Raw genomic sequence first — 12,870 nt, 5'->3', positions numbered from 1 at the left:
AGGTGCGCACGACGCAAGCGCGTGGCCTTACTGCTCCAGCTGCGGCGTTTCCTGACCCAGGCAGCGCACGGCCTGTTTCTTGTTGTCCACCAGCACGCCGGTCAGCCCTTTCTGCTGCATGTCGAACAGCACCAGCACGCCATCGATGCATTGCGCCACCTGGTTGGCCGGTTTCAGCGAAACCTTGTAGTCCTCGCCGGGAATGGTCTTGAGCATGGTGAAATCGGACAGCAGCAAGGCATCTTCCGGTTTGGCGAAGTGCAGGTAGCCGTAATACCAGAGCACACCGATGGTGCCGACGATGCTGGCGATGCCGGTGAGGATCAGGGGAATGGGGTCACGTTCGGTCATTGCGGACTCTCAGTTGCGGATTCGTTGGCCGCCCCCTGGCGCTGGACGAAGGCCAGGGGCGCACTGACGAACTCCAGCATAAGCTGGCGCCAGGCTGGCTCGGCGAAGGTTTGCACGTGCCCGCCACGGGTCGCCTTAAAGGCTCGCGGCGGGCGCGCAGCTTGATACAAACGGCGGCCATTGGACAGGGGTACCACGGCGTCGTCAACACTGTGGTAGATCAGCAGCGGCAGCCCCTCGAGCCCGGCGATGCCGTGGATGGCGCTGTCGCCGTCCGGCACCAGCCAGGACAGCGGCACCTGCAGCGGCCAGGTCAGCCAGGAGCTGCTCAGGGCATGCCGGGCGACGCTGCGATAGCTGGCCGGCACGCCATCGAGCACCATGGACTGCAAGGCCTCGCGACGCTGCGGGTGCTGCGCCAGGTAGTGCACCGCCAGCGCACCGCCGAGGCTCTGGCCGAGCAGGATCAGCGGTTTGCCCTGCACCTCGGGGGCCTGCTCGAGCCAGGCGAAGGCGGCATCGATGTCCTGGTACACCGCCGGCAGACTGGGCTTGCCCTCGGACAACCCATAACCGCGGTAGTCCAGCATCAGCACCTGATAACCCTGTTCCGGCAACCAGTAGGCGCCGCCCAGGTGCCAGGCCAGGTTGCCGCCGTTGCCATGCAGGTGCAGCACCGTGCCTTTCAGCTCCACCCCCGGCTTGGCCGGCAACCACCAGGCATGCAGACGGGTGCCATCGGCGGCCCGCAGGTCGATGTCGCGGTACTCCAGCCCGGCCCGCTCGGGGGTGAAGGGCAAGCCCGGCTCGGGGTAGAACAGCAGGCCGCTGCAGCCGCCCAGCCACAGGCTGACGATCAGCAACGTGACGGCGCGCAGCTTACTTGCCACCGGCACGCACCTCTTCGCGGGCCTGGACGGTCGCGGCATACACCCGCTCGGCCAGGCGCGAGAACGGCAGGCTCTGGATCCATACCGTGCCGGTGCCCTTGAGCGTGGTCAGCAGCAGCCCCTCACCGCCGAACAGCATGCTCTTGAGGCCGCCAGCCAGGGCGATGTCGTAGTCGATACCGCTGCTGAAGGCCACCAGGCAACCGGTGTCCAGGCGCAGGGTCTCGTTGTTCAGCTCCTTGCGGATCACCGTGCCGCCGGCATGCACGAAGGCCAGGCCGTCGCCTTCGAGTTTCTGCAGGATGAAACCCTCGCCACCGAAGAAGCCGGCACCGATGCGCTTGGCGAAGCTGATGCCGATGCTGGTGCCATGAGCGGCGCAGAGAAAGGCATCCTTCTGGCAGATCAGCCGTCCGCCGACCTGCGCCAGGTCGATGGGCACCACGGTGCCGGGATAGGGCGCGGCGAAGGCGACCCGCGCCTGGGTCTTCCCGCCATTGCTGAAATGGGTCATGAACAGCGATTCGCCGGTAAGCATGCGCTTGCCGGCGCTCCACAGCTTGCCCAGCAGACCGCTGGAGGAGCCGTCGCCCATGCGCGTTTCGAAACGCACGCCGTCGGTCATGTAGTTCATCGCCCCAGCCTCGGCGATCACCGTCTCGCCGGGGTCGAGGACGATCTCTACCGATTGCGCCGAGGCGCCGAGGATTTCGTAGTCGAGTTGATGGCTGGGCACGGGCTGGTCTCCGGGATGGGCCACGGCGGGGTAGGCCTGGCGCTGAACCAGTGGTGCGCACGGCGCACCCTACGGCGGCTCTAGAGGATATTGGCGTAGTCGGCTTCGATGCGGTCCAGGCTCAGATGGTTGAGGAAGTTGGAGAAGCACATCCAGGCCGACAGCGCGTTCATGTCCTGGAACTGCGGCGGCAGGTACTTGGGCGGCAGCACCAGGCCCTCGTCCACCAGCTTGCGCAGGGTGCGCATGTCTTCCAGGGTGGTCTTGCCGCAGAACAGCAGCGGGATCTGCTCCAGCTTGCCCTTGCGCACCGCCAGCTGGATGTAGTTGTAGATGAGGATGAAACCCTTGAGGTACGACAGGTCCTTGGTGAATGGCAGGCCATTGGGCAGCGAGCCGCGAAACACCCGGCTGGCGTTGCTGTAGCCGCCTTCCAGGCCATAGCCCTGCTCGCGGAAGAACTCGAACACCTCGAGGAAATCCGCCCCCTCCTCAGCCATGTGGATGGCGCGGGTGCGGTTGGTCAGCTTGCGCAGACGGGTCGGATAGGAGGCGAAGGCGATCACTTCCATCAGGATCGCCAGGCCTTCCTGGGTCACGGTGGACGAGGGTGGGCCCTTGGCCAGGAAGGTGCAGATCGGCTGGTTCAGCCCGTTGAGCGTGGTGCCCACATGCACCAGGCCCTCGTGCACTTCCAGCGCCTTGACGTCGCGCTCGTTGAAGCGCGCGTCGCTGCGAATCTTGATGTAGTCGGCGCCCGCCGCGGCGTCGGCGAGGATGCCGTCGGACTCGAACACGCGGATGGTGTCATCGCCGAACACCCCGGCCAGACGCTGCTGCAGGATGTTCACCGCATCACTGGCGCCGAGGATCTTGGGCTCGTCTTCCAGATCGCCGCGGGCGGCGATGTTGTTGAGGTAGTCCGAGAGCATCAGGCCGAGATCGGCCAGGGTCGGGTCACCGGCATGGAAGGCATCGGAGGCCGCGCCGTAGAGCTCCTGGCTGATCAGGCCGAAGTCCTCGGTGCCGCGCGCCTCGAGCATGCGGATGACCATGCGGTATTCCTTGCACATGCGCCGCATGATCTGCCCGACCGGGTTGAACTGGCCGAGCTGGCGGGTGATGTCGCGCTCGATGTTCTGGAACTCGAGCTTCTTCGCTTGCGCGTCGAAGGCCAGCGGCCGGCTCAGGTAGTAGTCGCGGTCCACCGCCGGCGGCTGCTTGCCCTTGGCCTTGAGAAAGGCGTCGCGGATGCCGTCGTCCCACTTCACCGCATCGAGCACGCGAATGGGGTTCTGCGCCTCGACGATGCGGTCGCTCAGGGCACGGATACAGAGCTGATAGTCGTCCAGTTTCTGCTGGCTGTTCATGGCAGTTCCTACTCGGCGGCCCGCTGATAGCGCGCCACCTCGACGAACAGGTCGGCGTTGGCCGGGTCGTCAAGATAGGCGAATACCTTGTCCAGCGGGCTGGTGATGAGTGCGCCGTCACCTTCGGGCATGTCGACGGTTTCGCCCTCCAGCAGGCCCTTTTCCATGTCCTGCAGGATGCGCTCGCTGTCGAGGTTGTACAGCACCAGTTCGTTGCTCTTGGTCAGCTCGAAACCGGCGATGGCGAAGTTGGCGCCCAGGCTCTTCGGCAGACCGGCCGACAGGTACCAGCGGCGGCCATGATGGGCCACGGTGAAACCGAACTCCTCGAGGCTGTCGAGGTTGTCCGGGCTGCCTTCGTAGACGCGCGCCTGGTACAGGTTGGAGCCGGCACGGGTGATTTCCAGATAGAGCTGATCGCCCCACTCGTCCTGGCGGGTCCATTCGCCCAGCAGCGGAATCGGCGCGGCTTCGTTGGCCGGGATCGGGTCCTTGAAAGTAACCAGACAACCACTCAACAGCAGGAAGGACAAGGCGACCAGTACGCGCCAGGCTTTCATTTCGCTCTCCTTGTGAAGACCGCTCGGCGGCGTAGCCGGCGGTTTACAACCCCAGAACCAGGTTCATGTAGCGTTTAAGGATGGCCAGCATTCCCTCGCTGTCCAGGTGCTCGACACCGTCCAGCAGGCCCTGATACTCCATCCGCACGATGGCGGCCGTCAACAGCACGGCATCCTGCTCCGGTTGGCGTGAGCCGAGCACCTCGAAGAAGTGGGTGACGCCCTGCTGCAGGATCTGCCGATGGGCGCGTACCAGGTCGCGCAGACGCGGATTGAGCAGCGCCTCCTGCTGGAAGGCCTGCTCGGCGATCAGGTGATCGCGGCGCTCGCGCAACTGCCGCTGCACGTACTGCACCGCCAGCCCGGCGATCTCGTCGGCCAGTTGCCGGCGCGCGGCCTCGCTGCCGTCGAGACGCCCCACCAGTTCTTCCAGCAGGCCCTGGGTGCTGGCCCAGAAGGCCGCCATGTGCGCGGCGCTGCGCTCGACGAACTGGGCGAAGGTATCGGTGATCAGGTCATCGATATCCTTGAAGTAGTAGGTGGTGGCCGACAGCGGCACCTGCGCCTCGGCTGCCACGGCGCGATGGCGCACGGCGCGCACGCCCTCACGCACGATGATGCGCATGGCGGCGTCGAGGATCGCCTGGCGACGCTGCTCGCTGCCCTGACGGCTGGCCTTGCGGCCCTGATACTGGACGCTTTCGGCGACGGCGGTGGCCGCCTGGGTGGCATTCGGAGAGGCAGGCACGGAAGTCACGGCAGGTCGATCCTCTACGTTCGGGTCATGGCAGGGAGAGTAATGGGTTCACCGCTCCACCAAAAGCGTCCAGCACCATGAATGTTGCGCAGCGAAGGCTGCCGGCGCGCTTGGGCATCCTGCGCCCAGTCAGCAAAAAGCCGCCCGAGGGCGGCTTTTCTGTCTGGCATCAGGCCTGCGGACGCATGTGCGGGAACAGGATGACGTCGCGGATCGACGGCGAGTTGGTCAGCAGCATCACCAGACGGTCGATGCCGATGCCCTCACCGGCGGTGGGCGGCATGCCGTATTCCAGGGCGCGCACGAAGTCGGCGTCGAAGTGCATGGCCTCGTCGTCGCCGGCGTCCTTCTCGGCCACCTGGGCGTGGAAACGCTCGGCCTGATCCTCGGCGTCATTGAGCTCGGAATAGGCGTTGGCGATCTCGCGGCCGCCGATGAACAGCTCGAAGCGGTCGGTGACGGCCGGGTTCTGGTCGTTGCGACGCGCCAGCGGCGAGACCTCGAAGGGGTACTCGGTGATGAAGTGCGGCTGCTCCAGCTTGCTCTCCACCAGCTCCTCGAAAATCATCACCTGCAGCTTGCCCAGGCCTTCGTGGCCAAGCACCTTGGCGCCGGCCTTCTTGGCGATGGCGCGGGCCTTGTCGACGTCATTGAGGTCGGCTTCGCTGATGTCCGGGTTGTACTTGAGGATGGAGTCGTACACCGACAGGCGCACGAAGGGCTCGCCGAAATGGAACACCTTGTCGCCGTAGGGCACGTCGGTGGTGCCCAGCACCGCCAGGGCCAGCTCGCGGAACAGCTCCTCGGTCAGGTCCATGTTGTCGCGGTAGTCGGCGTAGGCCTGGTAGAACTCGAGCATGGTGAACTCGGGGTTGTGCCGGGTCGAGACGCCTTCGTTACGGAAGTTGCGGTTGATCTCGAACACTTTTTCAAAACCACCAACAACAAGCCGCTTGAGGTACAGCTCCGGGGCGATGCGCAGGAACATCTGCATGTCCAGGGCGTTGTGATGGGTCTCGAAGGGCTTGGCCGCCGCGCCGCCGGGAATGGTCTGCAGCATCGGGGTTTCCACTTCGAGGAAGCCGCGCTCGTTGAGGAAACGGCGGATGTGCGCGATCACCTGCGAACGTACGCGGAAGGTGTGGCGGGTTTCCTCGTTGACGATCAGGTCGACGTAACGCTGACGGTAGCGCTGCTCGGTGTCGGTCAGGCCGTGGTGCTTGTCCGGCAGCGGGCGCAGCGACTTGGTCAGCAGGCGCACGCTGGTCATGTTCACGTACAGGTCGCCCTTGCCGGAACGCGCCAGGGTGCCTTCGGCGGCGATGATGTCGCCCAGGTCCCAGGTCTTGATCGCTTCCAGGGTTTCGGCCGGCAGGCCCTTGCGGTCAACGTACACCTGCAGGCGCCCGGAGGTGTCCTGCAGGACCATGAAGGCGCCGCGGTTGAGCATGATGCGTCCGGCGATCTTGACCGGGATGGCAGCGGCCTCCAGCTCTTCCTTGCTCTTGCCCTCGTACTGTTTCTGCAGCTCGCCGCACAGGCTGTCGCGACGGAAATCGTTGGGGAAGGCAATGCCCTGCTCACGCACGGCGGCAAGCTTTTCCTTGCGCTGGGCGATCAGCTTGTTTTCTTCGTGCTGACGCTCTTCGTGGCTGAGGCTGGGCTGGTCGAGTTGTTGGTCGCTCATGGTCGTTATCTGCCTGACGCGTAAATGCAAATGGGGTTTGGTAGGAGCCGGCGGACTCCTACAGGGTAAGGGTTACAGGCCCTGTTTCAGGCTAGCCTCGAGGTAGCCGTCGAGGTCGCCATCGAGGACCTTCTGGCAGTCGCTACGCTCGACACCGGTACGCAGGTCCTTGATGCGCGAGTCATCGAGCACGTAGGAGCGGATCTGATGCCCCCAGCCGATATCCGACTTGGAGTCTTCCAGCGCCTGCGAGGCGGCGTTGCGCTTCTGCATTTCCAGCTCGTACAACTTGGCCCGCAGCATCTTCATCGCGGTGTCCTTGTTGGCGTGCTGGGAACGTTCGTTCTGGCAGGCGACCACGGTGTTGGTCGGCACGTGGGTGATACGCACCGCCGAATCGGTGGTGTTGACGTGCTGACCACCGGCGCCGGAGGAGCGGTAGGTGTCGATGCGCAGGTCGGCCGGGTTGATCTCGATCTCCACCTTGTCGTCGATCTCGGGGGACACGAACACCGCCGAGAACGAGGTGTGGCGACGGGCGCCGGAGTCGAACGGACTCTTGCGCACCAGGCGGTGCACGCCGATCTCGGTGCGCAGCCAGCCGAAGGCGTACTCGCCCTTGATGTGCACGGTGGCGCCCTTGATGCCGGCGACTTCACCTTCGGACAGCTCGATAATGGTGGCGTCGAAGCCACGCTTGTCGGCCCAGCGCAGGTACATGCGCAGCAGGATGTTGGCCCAGTCCTGCGCTTCGGTACCACCGGAGCCGGCCTGGATGTCCAAGTAGCAGTTGTTCGGGTCCATCTCGCCGCTGAACATGCGGCGGAACTCCAGCTTCTCGAGGATCTCGCGCAGGCGCTCGACTTCGGCGACGATGTCGTTCACCGCACCTTCGTCGTTCTCTTCGGCGGCCATTTCCAGCAGGTCCCTGGAATCGGCCAGGCTGCCGGTGAGGTCGTCGATGGTTTCGACGATCTGCGCCAGCATGGCGCGCTCGCGGCCCAGGGCTTGGGCATACTCGGGCTTGTTCCAGACGCTGGCGTCTTCCAGCTCGCGGTTTACTTCGACCAAACGATCATGCTTGTGATCGTAGTCAAAGATACCCCCGAATTGACTGGGTACGTTCGGACAGGTCCTTGATGCTGTTGAGGATCGGATTGATTTCCATGGTGGGCAGCACTCTCGGGCAATAGACGCGAAACAGCCCAATCCGGCTCGCCCGAGCGGCTGATGCGCTGCCCTGGCCGAGCACGGCAAGAGCCGTGACCGCAAAGTTTCTGAAAAGCCGGCGAGTATACCCGACTCGAAGCCCCCTGGCAGCCCGCTGGATGACCGGCGGGGCGCGCTCAGAACTTCAGGCTCAGGCGTGCTGCCAGGGCGTTGTCGCGCGCGTCTTCGGCGTAATGGCCCGCATAGGTCAGGCCTAGGTAGAGACTGCGGCTGAGTTCATGATCCAGGCTCAGGTCGAGACGCAGGCTGCTGCGCTCGAACTCACGACTGTGCAACTGCTGGGGTGCGCCCTGGCCGTCGATCGCCTCGTCACGCAAGCGGTCGCTGCCCAGGTTCTGCCGCAGCGCCAGACTGGCACGCCCTACCCACTTGCGCTGCTGCCAGTACCAGGGCGCGGCCAGACGCCAGCCAAGCGTCAGGTAACCGGCCTGCTCGTGCGCTGCCGCCAGGCGCAGTCCGTCGAAACGCCGGGCGTCGGCATCCAGATGCACGAACGCCAGGCCGGCAAATGGCTCCAAGGTGAAATCGCGATAGTCCAGGGCGTAACTGCTTTCGCCAAACAGCTGCCAACTGCGCGCGCCATCGCGCCGTTCCAGCTCATGCCAGCCGTGCAGCACCCCGAGCCGAAACCCCAACTGGTTGTATACCCGCGTCGCGGCGTAGACCCCAAGGTAATGACTGTCGGTGCGGCCATGACCCTGATCATGATCCAGCCGGGCACGCGCCACTCCACCCAGCACACCGCCGATCCACTGCCCACCCAGCGCACGATCCATCCCCATCAGCAGCCCCTCGCCGCGGCGCTCGAGGCCGGCGTCGTCCCAGCTCCCCTGGATACCGTAGGTACGCGACCACAGCGGCCACTCGCCGGCCTCAGGCGCCGCCTCGCGAAAGGCGAAGCGCACCTGCTGCAGACGATCCAGGGCCGCCTCACGCGGCAAGCGGCTGTCCTCCAGGAGCAAGGCGCGCTGGTCCAGCGCCAGGTCGCCAGCTACGATGCCCGTAGCGACCTGCAGCAAGCCCAACCCGATCAGCGCTACACGCAGAGCCATGTTCGTCTCCAGTCATCGACGCCCAATGCTACCAGAGCACAGCTGTCGCCTCGCCCGCCAAGGCTCGGCTCGACCGGTCACGCGCTCACCGCGCAACCAGGCTCGCGCTGCGACACCCTGCTTATCGCCGCGCGTGCATCGGCGGCGATCATCTGCGCCGCCTTCTCCGCGATCATCAGTACCGGCGAGCAGGTATTGCCGGAGGTGATGGTCGGCATGATGGAGGCATCGACCACCCGCAACCCGGCGATGCCTTGCACGCGCAGGCGGGCATCGACCACCGCGCCCTGCCCCTGTCCCATGGCGCAGGTGCCGACCGGATGGAAGATGGTGGTGCCGATCTCCCCCGCAGCGCGCTGCAGATCGGCCTCGCTCTGGTAATCCGGCCCGGGCTTGTACTCCTGCGGCCGGTAGCCGGCCAGCGCAGGTGCGGCGACGATGCGCCGGGTCAGGCGGATGGCATCGGCGGCCACCTGCAGGTCGCGCTCGTCGCTCAGGTAGTTGGGCTGGATCGAAGGCGCGACTGCTGCGTCCACAGAGGTGATCGCGACACGACCACGACTGTGCGGGCGCAGGTTGCACACCGAGGCGGTAAAGGCCGGGAAATCGTGCAGGGGCTCGCCAAAGCGCTCCAGCGACAGCGGCTGCACGTGATACTGCAGGTTGGCACGCGCCTGGCCGGGGTCGGACTTGGCGAAGGCGCCCAACTGACTGGGCGCCATGGACAGCGGCCCACTGCGCTTGAGCAGGTATTCCAGGCCCATGCCCAGCTTGCCCCAGGGCGTGGCGACGATGCGATTGAGCGTCTTCACCCCCTCGACGCGGTAGATCAGGCGCAATTGCAGGTGATCCTGCAGGTTCTCGCCGACGCCTGGCAGCTCGTGCTTCACCCCGATGCCGAGGCGTTCGAGCAGCGGCCGCGGGCCGATACCGGAACGCTGCAGCAAGGCCGGCGAGCCGATGGCCCCGGCGCAGAGAACGATCTCGCGGCGCGCCGCCACCCGTAGCGCCCGCCCCTGCCAGCGCAGCCACAGCGCACTGGCGCGGCCGCCCTCCAGCTCCAGGCGCTCGGCTTCGGCGCCGGTCAGCACCCGCAGGTTAGGACGCTGGCGAATATCGCGGAGAAAGGCCTTGGAGGCGTTCCAGCGCACGCCGCGCTTCTGGTTGACCTGAAAGTAGCTGCAGCCCTCGTTGTCGCCGCCATTGAAGTCATCGATGCGGGCGATGCCGCTCTGCGCCGCCGCCTCACGGAAGGCTTCGAGAATGTCCCAGGACAGGCGCTGGCGCTCGACCCGCCACTCGCCATCGCCGCCATGCAGGTCGCTGGCGCCGGCAAAGTGATTTTCCGATCGCTTGAACAGCGGCAGCACGTCACGCCAGGCCCAACCGGGATTGCCGGCCGCCGCCCAACCGTCGTAATCGGCCGCCTGGCCACGCATGTAGATCATGCCGTTGATCGACGAGCAGCCGCCGAGCACCCTGCCGCGCGGGTACTTCAGCGCGCGCCCGTGCAGGCCGGGGTCGGCCTCGGTGTTGTAGCACCAGTCGGTACGCGGGTTGCCGATGCAATAGAGGTAACCGACGGGAATATGGATCCAGGGGTAGTTGTCGCGCCCACCGGCCTCGATCAGCAGTACGCTGACGCCGGGGTCGGCAGACAGGCGATTGGCCAACAGGCAACCGGCCGGGCCTGCTCCGACGATCAGGTAGTCATAACTGTCCAGGGGCGTCTGCGCCATGAGCGTCCTCGCAAGGCTCGGGTATCCAGACTCAGAGACTAGCCGGCGACATGCGAAGGCAGAATGATCTTTTGGTCGGACATAAGGGCCCTGAATGATGCGTGCATGATCGCTGCGGCGCGGGCGATCCAACCGCTCGGCCTTGTCGTTACACTAGCGATGTCCCCCCAGAGCCCGCTGCGATGCCGTCCACGCCACCCAAGCCGCTCCCCGTCGTCGAACAGCCTCGCGGCTGGCAGCGCTGGCTGCCCGGCCTGCTGGTGCTCAGGCACTACCAGATGGCCTGGCTGCCCAAGGATCTCGCCGCCGGGCTGGTGCTGACCGCCATGCTGGTGCCGGTGGGCATCGCCTACGCGGAAGCCTCGGGGGTACCGGGCATCTACGGCCTGTACGCGACCATGGTGCCGCTGCTGGCCTACGCCCTGTTCGGCCCCAGCCGGATTCTGGTGCTCGGCCCGGACTCGGCGCTCACCGCCGTGATTCTCGCCGTGGTGCTGCCCCTGTCGGGCGGCGAGCCGATGCGCGCAGTGATCCTGGCCAGCATGATGGCGGTGGTGGCCGGGCTCACCTGCATCGTCGCGGGCCTGCTGCGCCTGGGCTTCATCACCGAACTGCTGTCCAAGCCGATCCGCTACGGCTACATGAACGGCATCGCCCTGAGCGTGGTGATCAGCCAGACGCCCAAGCTGTTCGGCTTTTCCATCGACAGCCAGGGGTCGGTGCAGGACATCTGGGCCATCGCCAACGCCCTGCTGGCTGGCCTGGTCAACTGGCCCAGCTTCATCGTCGGTGGCGGTACCCTGGCGCTGATCCTCGCACTCAGGCGCTTCCGGCGACTGCCCGGCATCCTCATCGCGGTCACGCTCGCGACCCTGGCGGTGGACCTGCTGGACCTGAGCCAGCACGGCGTCGCGACACTGGGCGAGCTGCCTCAGGGCCTGCCGAGCTTCACCCTGCCCTGGCTCAGCGGCGTCGATCTGGCCAGCGTGGTGCTGGGCGGCGTGGCGGCGGCGCTGGTGGCCTTCGCCGACACCAGCGTGCTGTCGCGCACCTATGCCGCGCGCAGCGGGCGCTACGTCGACCCCAACCAGGAAATGGTCGGCCTGGGCGCAGCCAATCTGATTGGCGGCTTCTTTCAGGGTTTTCCCGTCAGCAGCAGCGCCTCGCGTACACCGGTGGCCGAGGCCGCCGGGGCGCAGACGCAGCTGACCGGCGTGGTCGGTGCCCTGGCAGTGGCCGGACTGCTGATCGCCGCCCCGAACCTGATGCAGTACCTGCCGGCCAGCGCCCTGGCAGCCGTGGTGATCGCCGCGGTGATCGGCCTGTTCGAGATCGCCGACCTCAAGCGCATCTTCCGCGTGCAGCAGTGGGAGTTCTGGCTGTCGATGGCCTGTTTCGCCGGCGTGGCCACCTTCGGCGCCATCCCCGGCATCGGCATCGCCGTGCTGCTGGCGGTGATCGAATTTCTCTGGGACGGCTGGCGCCCCTACTATGCGGTGCTTGGCCAGGTCGACGGCATTCGCGGCTTCCACGATATCGAGCGTCACCCCGAGGCCCGCCTGGTGCCCGGCCTGGTGCTGTTTCGCTGGGACGCACCGCTGTTCTTCGCCAATGCCGAACAGTTTCAGCAGTGCGTGCTCAAGGCCATCGCCCAGTCACCGACGCCGGTGCGCCGCCTGGTGGTGACGGCCGAACCGGTGACCAGCATCGACGTGACCTCCGCCGACATGCTCGCCGAGCTGGAGCAGATGCTGGCCGATGCTGGGATCGAGCTGCATTTCGCCGAGGTCAAGGGCCCGGTCAAGGACAAGCTGCGCCGCTTCGGCCTGCTGCGCGAGCACGGCGAGCAACGCATCCAGCCCACGGTGGGTGCCGCCGTCGATGCCTACCTGGCCGACCACGGCATCGACTGGTCCGGCGAGGCGCCACCACAAGGCCGGAGCTGGCACGCCGACTGAGGACGGGCTCAGACGCGCGCCGCCTCCAGACGCACCTGGGCCTCCAGCTCGCTCTTCAGCGCCGGCGCCAGCTGCAGCTGCCGCGCCAGCTCTTCGAGGTAGGCGCGCTCCATGAAGTGCTCCTCGTCCACCATCAGCACGCTGGCCAGGTACATTTCCGCAGCCATTTCCGGCGTGCTGGCGGCACGCGCCACGTCGGCCGGGTCCAATGGCTTGTTCAGCTCGGCGTGCAGCCAGGCTTGCAGCTCGGCGTCCTGCGCCAGCTTGCCCAGCTCCTCCTCGATCAACTGGCGCTCACGATCATCGACATGGCCATCGGCCTTGGCCGCCGCCACCAGTGCCTTGAGAATGGCGCGGCTGTGCTGCTCGGCCTGCGGCGCCGGCAGACGGTCCAGGGTCTGCGGTTCCACCGGCTGCGCGCCGCCCTGCAGGGCCTGCTGCGCCTGCCAGTTGCCGTAGGCCTTGTAGGCCATCACGCCGAGCGCAGCCAGGCCGCCATAGGTCAGCGCCTTGCCGCCCATCTTGCGCGCCTTCTTGCTG

12 protein-coding genes are annotated in these 12,870 nt (G+C 66.2%); 1 reads left to right on the top strand and 11 read right to left on the bottom strand.

The window, feature by feature from the left end; genetic code table 11:
- Positions 1 to 27: 27 nt before the first annotated feature.
- From N7333_RS11445 to N7333_RS11400, 10 genes are all read right to left on the bottom strand, one after another.
- The gene (locus tag N7333_RS11445) at positions 28 to 351 is read right to left on the bottom strand and encodes a hypothetical protein (RefSeq protein ID WP_003246093.1); all 324 of its coding nucleotides are present in this window, start codon (positions 349 to 351) and stop codon (positions 28 to 30) included.
- Positions 348 to 1,241 carry an alpha/beta hydrolase gene (locus N7333_RS11440; protein ID WP_129481693.1) on the bottom strand — a complete coding sequence of 298 codons (894 nt, stop codon included), beginning with the start codon at positions 1,239 to 1,241 and terminating at the stop codon, positions 348 to 350. The genes N7333_RS11445 and N7333_RS11440 overlap by 4 nt, the downstream gene beginning before the upstream one ends.
- A complete protein-coding gene (locus tag N7333_RS11435; RefSeq protein WP_003246096.1) occupies positions 1,231 to 1,977 on the bottom strand; it encodes a TIGR00266 family protein in 747 nt (248 codons plus the stop codon). Before N7333_RS11435 ends, N7333_RS11440 begins: the two co-directional genes overlap by 11 nt.
- 80 nt (positions 1,978 to 2,057) lie before the next feature.
- Positions 2,058 to 3,347: a flavohemoglobin expression-modulating QEGLA motif protein gene (locus tag N7333_RS11430; RefSeq protein ID WP_003246097.1), complete on the bottom strand. Its 1,290-nt coding sequence runs from the start codon at positions 3,345 to 3,347 to the stop codon at positions 2,058 to 2,060.
- A gap of 8 nt (positions 3,348 to 3,355) precedes the next feature.
- On the bottom strand, positions 3,356 to 3,907 hold the full coding sequence (locus N7333_RS11425) for a hypothetical protein (RefSeq protein WP_003246099.1): 552 nt from the start codon (positions 3,905 to 3,907) through the stop codon (positions 3,356 to 3,358).
- A gap of 43 nt (positions 3,908 to 3,950) precedes the next feature.
- Positions 3,951 to 4,664: a TetR family transcriptional regulator gene (locus N7333_RS11420; RefSeq protein WP_003246101.1), complete on the bottom strand. Its 714-nt coding sequence runs from the start codon at positions 4,662 to 4,664 to the stop codon at positions 3,951 to 3,953.
- 169 nt (positions 4,665 to 4,833) lie between these two features.
- Positions 4,834 to 6,351, bottom strand: a complete 1,518-nt coding sequence (gene lysS, locus N7333_RS11415) for a lysine--tRNA ligase (protein ID WP_003246102.1) — start codon at positions 6,349 to 6,351, stop codon at positions 4,834 to 4,836.
- A gap of 72 nt (positions 6,352 to 6,423) precedes the next feature.
- A protein-coding gene (prfB, locus tag N7333_RS11410) for a peptide chain release factor 2 (RefSeq protein ID WP_096827723.1) occupies positions 6,424 to 7,519 on the bottom strand; the annotation gives its coding sequence in 2 pieces (ribosomal slippage) (positions 6,424 to 7,446 and positions 7,448 to 7,519; 1,095 coding nt in all).
- A 178-nt stretch (positions 7,520 to 7,697) separates the two neighbouring features.
- On the bottom strand, positions 7,698 to 8,633 hold the full coding sequence (locus N7333_RS11405) for an autotransporter outer membrane beta-barrel domain-containing protein (RefSeq protein ID WP_129481694.1): 936 nt from the start codon (positions 8,631 to 8,633) through the stop codon (positions 7,698 to 7,700).
- A 77-nt stretch (positions 8,634 to 8,710) separates the two neighbouring features.
- Positions 8,711 to 10,372, bottom strand: a complete 1,662-nt coding sequence (locus N7333_RS11400) for a GMC family oxidoreductase N-terminal domain-containing protein (RefSeq protein WP_129481695.1) — start codon at positions 10,370 to 10,372, stop codon at positions 8,711 to 8,713.
- A 182-nt stretch (positions 10,373 to 10,554) separates the two neighbouring features.
- Between N7333_RS11400 and N7333_RS11395 the strand changes: the two genes are divergently transcribed.
- The gene (locus N7333_RS11395) at positions 10,555 to 12,330 is read left to right on the top strand and encodes a SulP family inorganic anion transporter (protein WP_129481696.1); all 1,776 of its coding nucleotides are present in this window, start codon (positions 10,555 to 10,557) and stop codon (positions 12,328 to 12,330) included.
- Positions 12,331 to 12,338: 8 nt separating this feature from the next.
- Here the strand turns inward: N7333_RS11395 and N7333_RS11390 are convergent.
- A partial coding sequence (locus N7333_RS11390) for a tellurite resistance TerB family protein (protein ID WP_279858859.1) occupies positions 12,339 to 12,870 on the bottom strand: 532 nt, incomplete at its 5' end.

This window comes from Pseudomonas sp. GD04158 (genome assembly GCF_029834875.1).
In the GTDB taxonomy this organism is placed as follows: Bacteria; Pseudomonadota; Gammaproteobacteria; order Pseudomonadales; family Pseudomonadaceae; genus Aquipseudomonas; species Aquipseudomonas hydrolytica.
This window is presented reverse-complemented; position numbering and strand designations above follow the sequence as displayed.